At 73.3% G+C, this 17494-nt stretch carries 12 protein-coding genes and 2 pseudogenes; 10 read left to right on the forward strand and 4 right to left on the reverse strand.

The annotated features are described in order from the left end of the window. The 4 genes from IE329_RS38755 to IE329_RS38770 form a co-directional block, all read left to right on the forward strand. On the forward strand, positions 1 to 1103 hold a 1103-nt coding region (locus tag IE329_RS38755), incomplete at its 5' end, for an RICIN domain-containing protein (RefSeq protein WP_190215778.1). Between the two features lie 308 nt (positions 1104 to 1411). Further along, on the forward strand, positions 1412 to 2443 hold the full coding sequence (locus tag IE329_RS38760) for a helix-turn-helix domain-containing protein (RefSeq protein WP_308438443.1): 1032 nt from the start codon (positions 1412 to 1414) through the stop codon (positions 2441 to 2443). Positions 2444 to 2879: 436 nt separating this feature from the next. Next, entirely contained in the window at positions 2880 to 5369 is a 2490-nt protein-coding gene (locus IE329_RS38765; RefSeq protein WP_190215779.1) for an RICIN domain-containing protein, read from the forward strand. Positions 5370 to 6751: 1382 nt separating this feature from the next. Further along, entirely contained in the window at positions 6752 to 8401 is a 1650-nt protein-coding gene (locus IE329_RS38770; protein WP_190215780.1) for a family 43 glycosylhydrolase, read from the forward strand. Positions 8402 to 8617: 216 nt separating this feature from the next. Here IE329_RS38770 and IE329_RS38775 read toward each other — a convergent pair whose 3' ends face one another. Beyond that, a complete protein-coding gene (locus IE329_RS38775) occupies positions 8618 to 9115 on the reverse strand; it encodes a GNAT family N-acetyltransferase (protein ID WP_190215781.1) in 498 nt (165 codons plus the stop codon). 569 nt (positions 9116 to 9684) lie between these two features. After that, a pseudogene (locus tag IE329_RS38780) lies at positions 9685 to 10086 on the reverse strand (helix-turn-helix domain-containing protein); the annotation flags it as partial. Positions 10087 to 10197: 111 nt separating this feature from the next. On the opposite strand from IE329_RS38780, the gene IE329_RS38785 reads away from it, so the two are divergent. Both IE329_RS38785 and IE329_RS38790 read left to right on the forward strand, forming a co-directional pair. Continuing rightward, on the forward strand, positions 10198 to 10593 hold the full coding sequence (locus IE329_RS38785) for a hypothetical protein (RefSeq protein ID WP_190215782.1): 396 nt from the start codon (positions 10198 to 10200) through the stop codon (positions 10591 to 10593). 453 nt (positions 10594 to 11046) lie between these two features. Then, on the forward strand, positions 11047 to 12225 hold the full coding sequence (locus tag IE329_RS38790; RefSeq protein ID WP_190215787.1) for a cytochrome P450 family protein: 1179 nt from the start codon (positions 11047 to 11049) through the stop codon (positions 12223 to 12225). 201 nt (positions 12226 to 12426) lie between these two features. Here the strand turns inward: IE329_RS38790 and IE329_RS38795 are convergent, their stop codons facing one another. Together IE329_RS38795 and IE329_RS38800 are read right to left on the reverse strand one after the other, a co-directional pair. Continuing rightward, a complete protein-coding gene (locus IE329_RS38795; protein ID WP_229928130.1) occupies positions 12427 to 14100 on the reverse strand; it encodes a glycoside hydrolase family 16 protein in 1674 nt (557 codons plus the stop codon). A 359-nt stretch (positions 14101 to 14459) separates the two neighbouring features. Then, on the reverse strand, positions 14460 to 15428 hold the full coding sequence (locus tag IE329_RS38800) for an NmrA/HSCARG family protein (protein WP_190215783.1): 969 nt from the start codon (positions 15426 to 15428) through the stop codon (positions 14460 to 14462). Between the two features lie 325 nt (positions 15429 to 15753). Here IE329_RS38800 and IE329_RS38805 point away from each other — a divergent pair, with 325 nt between their 5' ends. From IE329_RS38805 to IE329_RS41310, 4 genes and pseudogenes are all read left to right on the forward strand, one after another. Continuing rightward, on the forward strand, positions 15754 to 16125 hold the full coding sequence (locus IE329_RS38805; protein ID WP_190215784.1) for a hypothetical protein: 372 nt from the start codon (positions 15754 to 15756) through the stop codon (positions 16123 to 16125). Between the two features lie 395 nt (positions 16126 to 16520). After that, complete coding sequence (locus IE329_RS38810) at positions 16521 to 16826, forward strand: GNAT family N-acetyltransferase (protein WP_190215785.1); 306 nt, start codon at positions 16521 to 16523, stop codon at positions 16824 to 16826. Further along, the gene (locus IE329_RS38815; RefSeq protein WP_229928131.1) at positions 16823 to 17326 is read left to right on the forward strand and encodes an OsmC family protein; all 504 of its coding nucleotides are present in this window, start codon (positions 16823 to 16825) and stop codon (positions 17324 to 17326) included. Before IE329_RS38810 ends, IE329_RS38815 begins: the two co-directional genes overlap by 4 nt. Beyond that, positions 17323 to 17494: pseudogene (locus IE329_RS41310) on the forward strand (pirin family protein); the annotation flags it as partial. The gene IE329_RS38815 and the pseudogene IE329_RS41310, both read left to right, overlap by 4 nt.

Consider the following 17494-nt stretch of genomic DNA (forward strand, 5'->3'; position numbering starts at 1 on the left):
CCGGCAGCTCCGCCACCACCTCGGTGGCCACCGCCACCGGCTCCGCCCTGGAGTCGTGGGCCTTCACCTCCAACGGCGACGGCTCCTACCGGATCACCAACTCCTCCACCGGCCAGCTGCTCGGCGTGGACTCCACCGCCACCGCGGGCCGCGCCTGGGGCGCCCAGCCCACCGTCACCGCCGCCGGACCGAGCGGCCCGAGTGTCGGGCAGCAGTGGTTCGTCATCCCCGGGAAGTCCACCGACAACACCCCCACCGGGACCTTCCGCCTCGTCAACCGCTACAGCGGCCTGGTGATCGGCCTGTCCGGGACCGCAGGCCGGCTCGCCGAGACGACACCCACCCGCAGCTGGACCGACACCAGTGGCACCACGGTCGGCGGCTCCCGCGGCGCGGGCGAGCAGACCCTGACGCTGACCCCGACCGGCTCGGCGCCCGAGACCGTCACGCTCAGCGGCCCCGGCAACCAGTCCGGCAAGGTCAACACGGCCGTCTCGCTGCAGCTGAGTGCCAACGACTCCGCCGGCAAGGCCCTCACCTTCTCCGCCACCGGCCTGCCGGCCGGCCTGTCGATCAGCTCCGGCGGCCTGGTCACCGGCACCCCGACCACCGTCGGGGCCTCGACGGTCACCGTCACCGCCTCCTCCGGCACCGCGACCGGCACGACGTCCTTCACCTGGGCCGTCAACCCGGCCCTCAGCGGGACCCACACCGTGACCACCGGCGGCAAGGCCCTCGACGACCCCAATCACTCGACCGCCCAGGGCACCCAGCTGGACACCTGGACCGCCAACGGGGGCACCAACCAGAACTGGGTCTTCACCCAGCAGACGGACGGCAGCTACCAGATCGTGAACGGCCTCTCCAACCTCTGCATGGACGTCAGCGGCGGCTCCACCACCGCCGGCGCGCAGGTCATCCAGTGGAGTTGCAGCGGCGGCGCCAACCAGCACTGGGTGGTCACCGCCGCCACCGGCGGCGGGTACAAGATCACCTCCAAGAGCAGCGGACTCTCCCTGACCACCGCCTCCGGCTCCGACGGCGCCCTGGTCACCCAGCAGGCCGACACCGGCACCGCCCAGCAGCGCTGGACGATCGGCTGACACCCGGCGGGCCACGGCTCCCCCGCGCTCCGGCGGCCTGACGGCCGGACCGTCACCCGTCCCGGCGCTGCCTGCGGCGGAGCCGGCCCGGGTGACGGTCCGGCCGCACCGGATCGAGGACAGGGCCTCCGGACGCTCGCGGGTACCCACCCGTCCGGGCGGCCGGAGGCCCTGTCGACGCGGGTTCCGCGGAACGCCGCGGAGCCCGCACCGCCGTACCTCCCGGCGCCCGCGTCGAGCCAGGTGGAGGTTCGCACGGTCGACGACACCGCGCCGTCGGCGACGCCGGCCGGGAGGGAGTGCACGGAGTGCGGTACCAGACCTGGATGCGCTACTTCACCCCGGCGGACGTGCACTGGAAGCTCGGCCTGGTCTGCCTCGGGGTCGGCCTGCAACGCGGGCCGCTGCCCGCCGTCGGGCCGCGCACCCTGGACCATCACGTCGCCGTCGTCGTCTCCTCGGGACGGGGGTGGTTCTCCGCCGACGGCGGCCCCCGCCACCAGGTGCTCGGCCCGGCACTGCTCTGGCTGCGCCCCGGCGTCGAACACCACTACGCGCCGAACCCGGAGACCGGCTGGGAGGAGTCGTTCGTGGACTTCTCGGGGCCGGCCGTCGCCGCCTACACGGAGCTGGGGCTCCTCCCGCCCGACGACGCACCGGTCCCGCTCGGCGCCACCGGCCGGGTCGACGACGCCGTCAGCCGCATCGTCCGGGCCGCCCGCGGCGGCGGTCCGTTGTTCCAGGTCGAGGCGTCCGCCGCGGTGCACGACGTGCTGATCGCCCTCCGGCACGCACGAACGGACGTCACGCCCGAAGGTGATCCACTGTTGCGGAGCCTCACCCGCAACGCGCTGCTTCCCATCAGCGTCGAGGACCACGCGGCGCGCTGCGGTCTCGCCCTGCCCGTCCTGCGGGACGTGGTGCGCCGCAGCACGGGCGCCAGTCTGAAGGAGTACCTGATCTCGGCCCGGCTCAGCGTCGCCAAGGACCTGCTGGCCGACACCGACCTGCCGGTCCACGACGTCGCCATGCGCGTGGGCCACACCGACGCCGCCTACTTCAGTCGCATCTTCACCAAACGCGTCGGGGTCTCGCCGGCCCGGTTCCGCCGGGAGCAGCGCCACCAGGTGCCCGGCGGCTGGAGCGAGTCGGTGCCCAGGCCGGACGAGCCGCCCATGGTGGGCGACGACCGCTCCCGGGTGACCCACCGTTCGCGGCCGCCGGCGGTCGGCACCGGCGTCCCGGCCGCCCAGGGGACGACACCGGCTGCCGCGGGCGGGAGCACGTCCGCCCACCAGCGTCGCACCATCAGCCACACCACCAGCCGCACCACCAACTGACCTTCTGTCCATGCGCGTTGACCCGTCAGGCCAACGGTCCGCCCGGCCGGGCAGCCTCGGCCCGATGAACGTGCGGCCGGACGGGGCGGAGACCGCCGGGTGCACCGGCCCGGCACCGGCGCCGCGCGGAAAGTCCAAGTCCTCACCAGGATTTGTCGATGGACTGACCCGTCCGGCCCTCCCATGATGACTGTGGCTCACATGAGTGATCGCGCGCCGGCCGGACCCCCGGCCCCCGACGGGCCGGCCGACGAGCCCGGCCGACGGGCCCGTCGCGCACTCGCACCGGCAGGCGACACCGCGGGACGCACGCGCGCCTGCCGCACGGCCCACGACAGGACCGGCGCGCCCCACCGCGCCGGCCGTTCGGATGCCCGGACGGCGCCGGTGCACGGCGCCCCGCCCGGGCGGACCGCCAAGGAGAAGGAGTTCACCGATGCCAGTTCCCCAGGTAAGAAGGCTCGCCGTCGCGGTCGTCAGCACGGCTCTCGCGGTGGCGGGCAGCACGGCGGCGCTGCCCGCCACCACCGCGGCGGCCGCCGCACCCGCCTACACGGTGACCGTCGGGACGACCGGCTCCTACGGACACCCGACCGACACCCCGGCCAGCCCGTACATCGACAAGGACGGGACGTTCTGGTTCCAGCAGTCCGCGGCGCTGTACGGCACGAGCGAGCCCCGCTACTGGGACTTCTTCACCGGCACCAACCTCGACACCGCCACCCGCTCGGCCGCGACCAGCGACGCCGTCAACCCCGCCAACAGCAGCGACCGGAACAACGACACCACCTGGCGGTGCAACAACAGTCCCACCGGCCTGACCTCGACGGCGGCCCCCGCGGGCTCTGGCTACGCGCAGAAGAACTACTGCGACCTGTCCGGCGTGTGGGTCGACCCGGACACCGGCGACTGGTACGGCCTGGTCCACAACGAGTTCACCCCGCAGCCGTTCGGCGACGGTCTCCACTTCGACGCCATCGACTACGCGGTCTCCAAGGACCAGGGCAGGACCTGGACCATCAAGGACAAGGTCATCACCTCCCCGTACAGCACCGCACGCAACGACACCGCGGCCTTCCCCAACAAGACCTACTACTACGGCGACGGCGACCAGCGCCTCCTGGTGGACACCGCCTCGGGGTACTTCTACGTCTACTACGGCTCGCGCCTGGTGGACAAGTCCGGCGGGTGGAAGGCGTTCCACGAGCACGTGGCGCGGGCGCCGATCGCCGGCAAGATGGCGCCCGGCACCTGGCAGAAGTGGTACGACGGCGCCTGGTCGCAGCCCGGTGCGGGCGGCAAGGAGAGCAACCTGGTGCCGGTCACCGGCGCGGGCGACACCGGCTACACCCCCGCGGCGTCCGAGTACAGCCCGGCCGCCACCGGTACCGTCAGCGAGCAGGTGGCGGCCGGCAAGGCCCCGGCGACCTCCCCGCTGTTCGTGATGGACGTGACCTACAACGCCTACCTCGGGCTGTACATCGGCGAGCCGCAGCAGGTCGACCAGAGCGGCAACGCCCCGAGGCAGTTCTACGCCACCGCCGATCTCGCCACGCAGAAGTGGACCCTGGTCGGAGACACCGGCAGCTACCACGACGCCTCCTGGTACCGCTGGTTCCTCGACGGTGCGAACCGGACCAGCTCCGCCATCGTCGGCAAGACCTTCCGGGCGTACTGCTCGATCTCCTGCGCGAGCTCCTCGGGCGAGTACGCCAACATCACCATCGACTCCCCCACGCCCGCCGCGGCGCCCTTCGACCCGGCCAGGACCTACAAGATCGCCAACGGGTCCGGCCGGGTCCTCGCCCAGACCTCCGGCGGCTCGACGACCACGTCACTGGCCGCCGGGACCGGATCGGCCCTGGAGGCGTGGTCGTTCACCTCCAACGGCGACGGCTCGTACCGGATCACCAACTCCTCCACCGGCGGGCTCCTGGGTGTCGACTCCTCGGCGGTCTCGGGCCGGGCCTGGGCGGCCAGGCCGACCGTCGCCGCGCCCGGAACGGGCGGGCCCACCGTCGGGCAGCAGTGGTTCGTCATCGCCAACAGGTCCGCGTCGGGCGTCAAGGACGGCACGTACCGCCTGGTCAACCGCTACAGCGGCCTGGTGATCGGCCTGTCCTCGGACACCGCCCGGCTCGCCGAGACCACGCCCGCCCGCCACTGGGCCAACAGCACGGGCAACGCCGTCGGCGGGACCCGCTCCCCGGGGGACCAGACCCTCACGGTGACGGCGACCGGGACGGCCGGCGAGACCGTTCTGGTCACCGACCCCGGCTCCCGGACCAGCACCGTCGGCGTCGCGGCCTCCGTCCAGATCGGTGCCACCGACTCGCAGAACAAGGCCCTGACGTTCTCCGCGACCGGGCTGCCCGCCGGGCTGTCGATCAGCTCCTCCGGCCTGGTCTCCGGCACCCCGACCACGGCCGGCAGCTCGACCGTGACGGTCACCGCCTCGTCCGGCACGGCCGCCGGCTCCGCCACCTTCAGTTGGACCGTCAATCCGGCCGGCACCGACCTCACCGGGACGCACACCGTCGTGACGGGCGGCAAGGCGCTGGACGACCCGAACCACAGCACGGCCCCCGGCACCCAGCTCATCACCTGGACCGCCAACGGCGGAACGAACCAGAACTGGCAGTTCACCCGCCAGCCGGACGGCTCCTACCAGCTCGTCAACGGCCTGTCCGGCCTGTGCGCCGACGTCAGCGGCGGCTCCACCGCCGCAGGCGCCCAGGTCATCCAGTGGACCTGCACCGGCGGTACGAACCAGCGCTGGATCCTCACCCGGCAGACGGGCGGAGCGTTCACCGTCGCGTCCGTCAGGAGCGGACTGCTGCTCACCACCGCCTCGACGTCCGACAACGCATCGGTGACCCAGCAGGCGAACACCGGGGCCGCCACCCAGCAGTGGACGATCCAGTGAGGGTGCGGTGACCTGACCGCTCCCCGGCACGACGCGTGCGGGGCCGCCTCCTCGGGGCGGCCCCCATCGCGACCGACGTACCGTACGACAGGCACCCGTACGCCCCCGCATCACCCGTGCCCCGGAGCACCCGTGCCCCGGAGCACCCCCGCGTGCTGGCGGCGTCGCCGATGACGACCCGGCGATTCACCGCGAGGTGACCACCGGCGCGATGTCCTCGCCAGGGAATCCGCTCGCCCCGGCGCGCAGCCGGAGCACCACTTCCGGCGTAATACCGAGGTGCCGCCCCACCGCGGAGGTTCACACCCGCGGTACCACGGCTGCCCGTTGCGCTGCCGCTAGCGTGGATGACAAGGCGGCCGGACGACCTGGTCGGGCACCCCGCCGGGGTCGTGGCAGGCGTCCCGTCGCCGCCGTGGCCCGTCCCCTGGTCGCGTCCCGCGCCGGGCACCGACGTCAACGGCATTCGGAGGGCGGCATGAACGTTCCGACCCGCACGACCACGACCACGACCGGGCAGGAGCGCGCAGCGGCCCGCCGCACGACCGGTCCCACGGTCAGCTCCGCCCCGTGGCAGGCAGGGAACACCTGGCCCGTCCCCACCCGCGCGCACCGCCACACCCCGGGACGGGCCGCAGCGGTCTCCTGGACAAGGAAGCCCCTCGCGCCGGGGCGGTGCACCTGCCCCTGCGCGTCGTCGGCCGGATCGCCCGCCCGGTGGTCGGCTCCTGCGCCCTTCTCCCCGTGGTGACCCGCCACTCCCCCCGCAGCTTCCGTCGCCGACCGCCGTGCGACCGACGCGCGGGCGCGCCGCCGCGGGCACGGCGCACCGGGTCGCGGCTCACGGGGTCGCGGCGTACGGACAGCTCGCGCGGACGGTCGGGGCGCAACGGCCGGCGGGGCCAGGCGGCGGGGGCGGGGCAGGCCGAGGTCCCGTAACACCGGGGGAGGGTACGGGACCTCGGCCTTCGCCCCCGACGTGGAGGCGTCGGCGGCGAGCTCCTCCGCGAGCACGCCCGGCGTGCACGCGGCCGGTGCCAGGCCCTGCACGCGATCGGGCACCCGGACAAGGCCCACGGTACTGAGGGTTACCCAGTTCGTCTACTTTCTTGTAGACGGCAGCTTGACCGTCCCTGCGCCGCGGCTCTCCGCCCACCGCGGCGGACGCCCGGACGGGCGCCGCGCAGGCCTCGCACCACAGGGTCGAAGACGTCGGCCCGAGCCGCCGGTGCCGCCACGCGACCGTCGTCACCACCGCCGGGACCGGCCGGCGGACTGCCTCGGATCATCCTCGGCCGCCGCGACGTCTTGCTCGCGAACATGTTCGACACTACGGTCCGCAGTGATCACCCGGCGCAGGCCGGAGCGAGCAGTCGACGAGCATGGGAGAGCACGTGCACGCCCCCTCGGCAGGCATCATCCGCAATCCCGTACTGCCCGGCTCGCACCCCGATCCGTCCGTTCTGCGGGTGGGGCCCGACTTCTACCTCGCGACCTCGACGTTCGAGTGGTACCCGGGCGTCCGCCTGCACCGGTCCACGGACCTGGTGCACTGGCGGACCGTGCCCGGGGCACTCGACAGCACCCGGCTGCTGGATCTGACGGGGTGCCCGGACTCGGGCGGGGTCTGGGCGCCGAACCTCACCCATGCGGACGGCCTGTTCCACCTCGTGTACAGCAATGTGTCCACCTACACGGGAGGGTTCACCGACAGCCCCAACCACCTGGTCACCGCGGCCTCGATCGACGGCCCCTGGTCGGACCCGGTCCTGCTGCACGCCCGGGGTTTCGACGCCTCCCTGTTCCACGACGGCCCGGACAGTTGGCTGCTCAACCTGGTCCACGACTGGCGCCCCGGGCACGGCGGTTCGGCAGGCCTGGAGCTGCAGCGGTACGACCGCGCGGCCCGCCGTCCGACCGGGGCCCCGGTCAGGATCGCGCTGCCGCCGCAGGCCGGCTGGATCGAAGGCCCCAATCTCTACCGCCGGGGCCCCTGGTACTACCTGCTCACCGCGGACGGCGGCACGGGCTACGACCACCAGGTCACGGTGGCCCGCTCGCGCTGCCTGGCCGGTCCTTACGAACGCGACCCGCACGGCCCGCTGGTCACCGCCCGCGACCACCCCGACCTCCCGCTGCAGAAGGCGGGGCACGGCAGCCTGGTGGAGACCGCGGACGGCCGGTGGTACCTGGCCTATCTGGTCGCCCGGCCGCAGGGCCGCCGCGGGCCGTGCGTGCTCGGCCGCGAGACGGCACTGGCGGCGGTCGGCTGGACCGCCGACGGCTGGCCGCGCGTCGCGACGGGCCTGCCCGCCCTGGAGGTCCCCGCCCCCGGTCCGGCGGCCGGCGACGGGAACACCTCCTCCCCGACCGGCGGACCGGACACCACCGAGACCGACGGATTCGACCGGCCGGCCCTGGGCCCGCAGTGGTCGACACTGCGCCGGCCCGCGACCGCCGACTGGCTCACCCTGGCCGAGCGGCCGTCCCATCTGCGCCTGCGGGGCGGCCGGTCACCGCAGAGCCTGGTCGGCCCCAGCCTGGTGGCGCGCCGGGTGACCCGGCCGCGCGCCTCCTTCGAGACGGTGATGGAGTACCGGCCCCTCGCGTTCCAGCACCTCGCGGGGATCACCGCCTACTACAACACCCGTAACTGGCACTACCTGTACCTGACCGCGGACGAGGGCGGACAGGCCGTCCTACGCACCGCCCACTGCGACCGGGGACGGCTGCACGTCGCCGAAGCCGGCGCCGGACCGGAAGGACTCCACGACGCCGCCCGGCTCCGGCTCGGGCTCGACATCGACGGGGCCGAGCTGCGCTTCCGCTACGACTCCGGCGCCGGCTGGCGGCCCTTCGGCGGCCCCCTGGACGCGACGGTGCTCTCCGACGAGCACGCCGAGCACATCGAGGACGGCCAGATCCGCTCCCTCGGCTTCACCGGCGCGTTCGTCGGCCTGTGGGCCTGGGACCTCACCGGCGGAGGCCTGCACGCGGACTTCGACGAGGTGACGTACCGCGCCGACGGGTAGCACGCGGATCCGCGGTGACGCCCTGCCGTTGGCGACCCGTCCCGTCCCGAGCCCCGCCGAGGGACGGGGTCGTGGCCGGCCCGGCCCGGTATGCCCACCGGGCCGGGCATACCGAGACCGGGCCCGGCACCGCCGCTGCGGCCCGCGGGCGGGTTCGGCGGGCGGCGGCCGAGCCGGACATTGAGCCGCAGATCCCGCAGGGCCCGGATGTGAAGATCAGGCAGCGGCCAGGCTCTTCGCCATGACCCGCTCCCGGCCGACGCCATCGGGCAGAAGATCGCCGGGCTCACCCGTGTCCGTGAAACCGCGCCGCTCATAGAGCGCGGTTGCCGTGTGGTTGTCCGGCATGACGGACAACCGCAGCGTCGTGGCACCGCGCTCCGCCGCCCACCGCTCGACCGCCTGGATCAGGCAGTCACCCACCCCCTTGCCCCGAGCCGTGGGGTTGACCCACATCGAGATCAACTCCACCGTCTCCGCTCCCTCGCCCGGCACTCCGCTGGCCATGCCCACCGGAAGGCCGTCGAGGAGCGCGACGAGATCGTGCGCGCCGGGAATCGACAGGCGGGCACGCCAGCGTTCCTCCCGGTCGCCGGGTCCCTGCCACTGGGCCAGTGTCGATCCGAACGCGTAGGGCGCCTCAGCAAGGGCAGCCAGTCGCAACTCCCGCCAAAGGGGCCAGTCGTCCGATTTCAAGATGCGTAGTTCAAGCATGATCCAGACCCTGCCCGCCCGCCGGGCCGGGCAGCAAGTCGATTACCACCATGCACACGAGGTCGCTCAGCCCTGCGACCAACCGAAACCGGGGAGCAACGGTGACCCGCGTACCCACGGACCACGAGACCTCGGTGAACCTGTCCGGTCGCGGCACTGGTCCCACCCGCCGGCTCGGTCCCTGTCCGGACGGGGATCGCGGCAAGGTCGTGGAACCCACGGGAGAACCTGCGGTGGTTACCTCCGTGGAACGCCCTCGGCCAGCCGGAACGCCGGCACGCGGGCGCGCGGGCGCCGGGAGCAGGTGACGAGCCGTGCCGCCGGGGGCCGGCCCGCCGGAGCGGCGTGCGTCTCAGGTGCCGGTGAGCGCCCGCCCCGCAGGGGCGGTCGGGGTGAGGGCGGGGCGCGTACTGGGTGCGGGGGGACCCGCGGAGGCGGCGCACTCGGCGGGCGCGGGTCGGGCTGTGGTGCCCTGCTCCGTTCCCGCCGAGTGCGGCCGGGCGGTTGTCAGTGCCGTGTGTTCTTCCACCAGACGTCGCCGTTGCCGGCGGTGACGATCGCGTGGAACCCTGGTGATTGGCGGAGTACCGGTAGTTCTTCGGCTGCTCGGCGATCGTGTGGTCGCGGGCAGGGACCAGGGTGCCGTCGACGATCAGCACAGTGCCCGTGCGGAACCTGCGCCGCGGACTGAGCGCGAGCAGGGGACCGGTGTGGTCGACGATCCGGCCGGCCGCTGACTTGGACACCCCGAACAGCGGCGCGAGCTGCCGTAGTGTCAGGTTCGAACGCCAGTCTGCGGTGATGACCAGCAGAACCCGGTCCTCCAACGGCAAGCTCCACAGGCGGCCTGGGCGCAATCGCGTCGGGCCCCTCGCGGCGTAGCATGGTGATCAGCTTCTGGAAGTCGCGCGGGCCCAGCCCGGTGAACGGGAATGTCCAGACGGCTCCGAAGCCGTGATCACACCGGCCATCGCAAGATCGTTCCACCATGCCCGACGCGACATCGCGATCCTCTGGCTCCCTCGCCCTGGCCGCGCCGAATCCTGTGGCGACGCCCCCGCGCAGTTCTCTACAGTCACCGCATGGCCACCGAAGACGAGCCCCCGCACCGGCCCGACATCGCCGCGATGCTCACCGACCAGACCAGCGCCTGCAAGCCGGCACGCGAAGCCATCGCCGCCGGCGCCGACGTGACGATCTTGGGCAGGGAGGTGCCCCACTGGATGGTCGCCGGTATCGCCGCAACAAGGTTGAAGCGGTCCCTGGCTCGTGGCCTGCAAGAGATCATCGGCCTCGACGAGACCGTTGAGATCCTTGCACGGCACCGCGGTGAGCAACTGCGCACCGGGATCATCGACTCGGCGGACGGGCTCTGGTCCTTCACTCTGTACTTCGATGCCACCGGGACCGAACTCTTGGCATGCAGCGGTGTCAAGCGCCCTCGGCGGTACAGCGCGAAGGACCCGGCCGAGTCCTGAGCTGATCCGCATCCGAGCCCTGCGCGTCCACCACTCCCGTCCGCCCGGCTCGCACGCCCGGCTCGTGGCCTCCCGACGCCTCGTCACCGGCCGCGCGCAAACGGCGTGCACCGGCCCCACCAGGCCGGCGGGGGCCGCGCACAGCGGCGCAAACGGCACCGCAGCACAGCGGGCGCAACGGGAGGGCCACGGGCGGGAACTGTACAATCACTGGAAGCTCGGCCCGAACCTCACCGGCGGGTGCGACACCGCCAGGAGGTCGCCCGGCCGGGGGCCGTCGCGGCACCGCGGGCCGGTGGCCGGGGCCAACCGTCCGACGGCGTCCGGGAGTTGCACGACGACGGCGACGAGGCGACCTCGGCGGCCGGCCCGGACGCCGCCTCCGACAGTGTCCGCACCGCCGTCGCCGCCCGGCGGCGGACCACGCCCGAAGCCGCACAGGGATCGATCGACATGGCCTCCCCCTTCGCCGACCCGGCCTTCTACCGGGACCGGTACCCGACCTACGCCGCCCTCCGCGAGACCTCACCGGTCGCTCAGGTCCCCCTGGGCGGCGTCGGCACCGCCACCGTCGTCACCGGCTACGAAGCGGCCCGGCGCGCCTTCACCGCACCGCTGTCGAAGGACACCGGCGCCTACTTCGCCGACAAGCCCTCCGGACGATCCCTGCACCCGGCCGTCACCCGCACGATGCTCGCCACCGACCCGCCGGAGCACACCCGGTTGCGCCGGCTGGTGGCCAAGGCGTTCACCAGTGCCAGGGTGGACGGCCTGCGCCCCTACATCCGGTCACTCGCCGAGGAGCTGACCGACCACTGGGAGCCCGGCGCCGAGGTCGACCTGATCGCGGAGCTCGCGGCGCCGTTGCCCGTCATCGTCATCTGTCAGTTGCTCGGCGTCCCGCCGGCCGACCGGGACTCGATCAGCGGGTGGTCGACCGACCTGTTCGCCACCGGCGACCACGACCGGATCGACTCGGCCTCGCACGCGCTGGCCGACTACCTCGCCGAGCTGATCGCCACCAGGCGCACCGTCCCGGACGGCTCGCTGCTCTCCGGCCTGATCGCGGTCCGGGACGGCGACTCCGGCCGTCTCGGCGAGGACGAACTGCTCTCCCTGGCCGTACTGCTGCTGGTCGCCGGCCACGAGACCACCAGCGCGGCCATCGGCAACGCCGTCCTCGCGCTGCTCCAGCATCCGGACGACCTGCGGACCCTGGCCACCTGCCCGGACCGCATCCCGGCCGCCGTCGACGAACTGCTGCGCTACGACGCTCCGGTGAGCATCGCGACCTGGCGATGGGCACCCGAGGCCGTCCGGCTGGGAGATCACGGGATCCCCGCCGGGAGTCCCGTCTTCGTCTGCCCCGGTGCGGCCAATCGTGATCCGGCCCGGTTCGCCGACCCCGACCGGCTCGATCTCGAACGCCCTGACTCGGCCGGTCACCTCGCCTTCGGCCACGGCATCCACCGCTGCGTCGGCGCACCGCTCGCTCATGCCGAGATCGAGATCGTCCTGCGCGTCCTCCTGGAGCGCTTCCCCGGCCTGCGGCCGGCCGTTCCACCGGACCAACTGTCCTGGCGGCACTCCCGGTTGGTCCGGGGGCTGGTCTCTCTGCCGGTCCGTCCGTAGCGGGTGCGCTGCTGTGGGGCAGAGCTGCCCCACAGCAGCCAGGACCGTACCGGGACGGCGCAAGGGCCGCCCGCGCTGCGAATGAGAGCGTTCTCCCGTCGCCCTCGCGGTACCCGGCCCAGGCCCTGTTCCTGCCCCTGCCCCTGCCCCTGCCCAGGCCCCTGCCCAGGCCCAAACTCAGGCCCAGGCTCAGGCTCAGGCTCAGGCCAGCGAGAACTTCTGGGCGCCGGAGCCGTTGCAGTCCCAGATCTGCAGCCGGGTGCCGTTCGCGGTGGCCCCCGACGGCGAGTCGATGCACCGGCCGCTGGTCGGGTTCGACAGCGAGCCGTCGGCGTTGGCGACCCAGTTCTGGTAGCCGCCGCCGTTGCACGTGGCCAGCTGGAGCTGGGTGCCGGCGGCGCTGTTGCCGCCGGCGATGTCCAGGCACTTGCCGAGCGTGCGCAGGGTCTGGCCGCTCCAGGTCCACTTCTGGTCGAGCGAGGTGGCCTGCTGGCAGTCCCAGAGCTGGACCGCGGTGCCGTCACCGCCGGTGTCCTCACCCGCCACGTCCACGCACTTGCCGCCCGGACCGTAGACCGGGGTGCCGATGGCGAACTTCTGGGCGCCGGAGCCGTTGCAGTCCCAGATCTGCAGCCGGGTGCCGTTCGCGGAGGCCCCCGACGGCGAGTCGATGCACCGGCCGCTGGCCGGGTTCCGCAGCGAACCGTCGGTCTGCCGCACCCATGACTGGTAACCGCCGCTGTTGCAGGTGGCGAGCTGCAGCTTCGTCCCCGCGGCACTGCTGCCGCCGGCGATGTCGAGGCACTTGCCGAGGGTCTGCAGGGCCTGGCCGCTCCAGGTCCAGTGCTGGTCCTTGGCCCCGGACTGGCAGTCCCACAGTTGCACCGCGGTGCCGTCGCCGCCGACGTCGTCACCTGCCACGTCCACGCACTTGCCGCCCGGACCGGTGATCGCCTGGCCCGTCCCCGAACCACCGCCGCCACCGGAGCCGGGGCCCTTGTTGTAGACGGCCACCGAGTCGATGATCAGCTTGCCGCCCGAGACCGTGGCCGCGTTCGGGCCCCCGCCGAAGGCGTCCGGGAAGCCGCCGCCGATCGCCAGGTCGTAGATGATGAAGAACGGGTGGTCGATCGCGTTGGCCCAGGTCGTGGCGTCCACCTGGTTGGCGTTGACGGTGAAGAAGTTGTTCCCGTCGAGGTAGAACCGGACCTGCTCGGGGGACACCGAGCGGTCGATCTCCGCCGCGTAGTCGTGGAAGCCGGTCTGACACCCGGAACAGGCGCGCTCGCCCGAGCCGAGGCCGGTCGACTCGTTGCACGGACCGCCGGGGTTCACCCCGCAGTGGATCGTGCTGAAGACGGAACTGCGGCCGTTGATGTCCTCCATGATGTCGATCTCGCCGGACTTCGGCCAGGTCACCCCGTCGCGCAGCGGTGCGCCGAGCATCCAGAACGCCGGCCAGTACCCGGCGCCGTTGGCGGTGTTGACGTTCGGCTGCTGCAGGACGGACTCGATCCGCACGACACCGCCGGCCGGGGCGCCGAAGGCCGCCGACTGGGTCTCCACGCGCCCGGAGGTCCAGCCGCTCCGCGGGTCGGAGCCGGAGTGCAGTGCCTGGAGCACCAGGTGGCCCTGACCGTCGTAGTAGACGTTCGAGGTGTTGCTGGTCATGGTCTCGATCTCACCGGTGCCGAAGTTGCTGCCCGGCCCGGTGTCGTACTTCCACAGGCTCTGGTCGATGCCGGTCCCGGACGCGCCGTTGAAGTCGTCGCTCCAGGTGAGCGAGAAGCCCGACGGCGTCGGGGGCACCGCCGCCTCGACGTTCGCTGTCGCGACGACGGTGGCAGCCACCGTGACCGCGACGACGGGTATCAATGAGAGCGCTCTCTTCCACGCACGGAGTCGTGGCCGCGCCATAAGGAGTGTCATGGATGCATCATGGTGATCGGCCACCCGTTCGACAAGAAGGCCGACGGCTCAACTTCCGCGAGGCGCGGAGCGGATGACCGTCGAGCGCACCGGCCCGGCAGCCCACCGGGGGATCCGGAGGCCGGCGACGTGCGACGGGATCCGTGCTGCGGCCGGTGCCGGATCGTGGCAGCCGCAGCCGGATCCCGGTCACGGTGGAAGTCGTGGCGTCACACCGACGGGCCCGGTGGTACCGCCCGCGCGGTGACCCGGCCGGAGGTCACTGGGCCGGAGGTCAGTGCGCCGGACGTCAGCCGGCCGGCGGCTCAGTCGGAGTCGCTCCCGCGCCAGGCCGCGCGCAGTGCGTCCCGGTGGGCCGCCAGCCAGGTGGCGAAGGTCTGGAGTTCCGGGTTGAGTTCCCGCACCGCCTCCAGGTCCCGCGCGGCGGTGAACCGCTCCTCGCAGTCGGCGTAGTACTGGAACATGTTGCCGCCCTCGTCCGCGCCGGGGAAGCCGAGCGCCCGGAAGGCGTCCGGGGTCGGGGGCCGGTACGTCACCGGCTCGCCGACGGCCTCGGTGAGGGCCGCGGCCATGTCGGCCAGCCGCAGGTGCTCGCCGGCGATGCTGACGGTCGCGCCGATGAGGTCGGTGCCGCGCTTGAAGACGGCCAGCGCCGTCCTGCCGATGTCGTCGACGGCGATCCCCGACAGCCTGTGACCGCCCATCGGGAAGATGATCTGCAGGGTGCCGTCCTCCCCTCGCTGCGGGGCGAAGGCGCCGAGCAGGTTCTCCCAGTAGAAGGTGGTGCGCAGGAAGGTGGTCGGCGCGCCGGCATCGGTGAAGTAGTGGTCGGCCTCCGCCTTGCAGTCGAAGTGCGGCACCTTGTAGGAGCCCTGCAGGGTGGGCATCCGGTCGTCGTCGAGCGGGATGCACTCGCGGGTGTCCTCCAGGGTGGACCAGACGGCGTGCTGCAGAGCCGCGTGCCCCGTGGCCGTGGCGAGGGCCGCGGCCTGGGCCTTCTCCCGCTCGGCGGACATGTGCTCCCAGAAGTTGGTGACCAGGTACGCGCCGTACGCTCCCTCCAGGGCGGGGCCGAGGGTGCCGGGATCGTCCATGTCGGCCCGGACCACCTCCGCCCCCAGCCGCTCCAGGGCCTTCGCCCGGTCGGCGTCCGGGTTCCGGGTCACCGCGCGGACGGCGAACTCGCCGCCCGGGTCCGCCAGGATCGCCCGCGCCAGCCCTCCCCCCTGGGAGCCGGTCGCACCGAACACCGTGATGATCTTCTTCTCGGCCATGGCCGCCGTCTCCTCGCCTACGCTCCGTGTCCTGGTCAGCACCTCAAGCGCACCCCATGCCGCCGTTCCCGGCAAGCCGAGCGAGGCCGGGGCGCTGCGCCGCCCGCGACCGGCCCCCGCCGGCGGCCCTTGCGCGGCGTCGGCCGCCTCCTCACCGTGGCCGCGCACCGCCTCCGTCGCCCCGCCGTCGCTCCGTGATGCCTCCGGGGCCGGTGGCAGCCATCCTGAAGGTGCCGGGCGGCCTCGTCGGCCGCGAGTTCGTGCGTCCTCCCGGGCAGTCGGCACATGCGGGCCGGGCTGCGCAGCGGGAGAGATTGGTGTCGTCTTGCCCTCCAACGAGTACGTGATGGTCCACCTGAACGGCGGCACGAAGGAGACGGCGCTCGACGTCCACCGGGCCCTGGGCGGAGCGTTCGTCCCCCAGCCGAACACCGACGTCTTCCTCGCCCCCGGCGACGCCGCCGGGCCGGCGGAGCCCCCGCACGCCTGGGTCCGGGGCTTCCGGGTCGACGGCCCCGGGCGCCGGATCGGGGCGGAGCACCGGCTGGTCGGCGAGATCACCGCCGAGATCGTCGGCCCGCGCGACCGCGTCGAGCACGTCGTGGCGGCCCTGCGGGCCTTCGCGGACGTCGGGGATCCGCACACCGAGGTACGGGGCGCGGAGGTCAGGACGGTGGTCCACCTCCGTCCTGCGTGAGCTCCGTCCGCCGGGACGGGCGGGCCCGGCCGCCGGGTCCGCGCGGCCCGGCGGTGCCCCTGTCACACCGGGATTCCGGCGGTGACAGGGGCACCGGCGTGTCGTGGGCCCGGCCCGCGCCGCCGTGGCGGGCCAGGCACAAGGGCCGCCGGGCGCGAGGGCCGAGCACGAGGGCGACGCGAGGGCGACGCGAGGGCGACGCAAGGGCGACGCAAGGGCCGGCCGCGAGGGGCCCGGCCGTCCGGGATTGCGGGCCGGGATCCGGGGGGAGGCACCGGGCGTCGACCACCGGCGCCCGCATCCCCGTCGTCCTTGATCGATAACTTGTTGAATGCTAAATTAACCCCAACGGCGGGCGGGCCGGACACCCGCCGGCCCACGACCCTGGAGGAACGATGACGACCACCGTCACGGACAACCCCGACCGTTCGCGGTTCGAGATCACGGAGGACGGCGAACTCGCGGGCTTCGCCGAGTACTTCCGGCACGAGAACGAACTCGCCTTCATCCACACCGAGATCGACCCCGCGTTCGCGGGTCGCGGTCTCGCCGGCGTGCTGGCCCGCGCCGCCCTCGACGCCGCGCGGGAGCGGGGCGCGGACGTGCTCCCGTACTGCCCCTTCATCCGCGGCTGGCTGACCAAGCACCCGGACTACGTCGACCTGGTGCCCCAGTCCCAGCGCACCCGCTTCGGCCTGTGACCGCCACCCCGGCCGCCACCGCCGCGGCCACCGACAGCCCGGACACCACCGACACCGACACCGGCACCACCACCGAACCGGAGTTCGTCCGGTCCGCCGCCGTCCTGGCCACCAGCACGGGCGAGGACTACCGGGTGGACATCCGCGCCGGCCGGCACCACCTGACCGCCGACGAGCCCGCCTCGGCCGGCGGCGGCGACACCGCCACCACGCCGGTCGGGCTGCTGCTCTCGGCGCTCGGCTCGTGCACCGCGATCACCCTGCGGATGTACGCGCAGCGCAAGGAGTGGCCGCTGGAGACCGTCCGGGTGCACCTCGGCTACGAGAAGGGCCCCGACCGGGCGGCCCGGATCACCCGGCGCATCGACCTGGTCGGTGACCTGGACGAGGCGCAGCGCGCCCGGCTCCTGGACATCGCCGAACGGACGCCCGTCACCCTGGCCGTGACCGGCGCCACGCCCGTCGTCGCGGCCAGGAGCAAGGGAGCCGACCGGGCATGAGCGAGTCCGACCAGATGGCCCCCGTCGTGCGCGGCGGGCGGGACCGGGTGCCCGGCGGGCCCGTCAGGGAACTGCTGGCCCCCCGTGAGACCGCGCTGGGCGGCAGCACCGTCGTGCGCCGGCTGCTGCCGAACCTCGGACGGCGGATGGTGGGCGCCTGGTGCTTCG

The organism is Kitasatospora indigofera, from assembly GCF_014655955.1.
Taxonomy (GTDB): domain Bacteria; phylum Actinomycetota; class Actinomycetes; order Streptomycetales; family Streptomycetaceae; genus Kitasatospora; species Kitasatospora indigofera.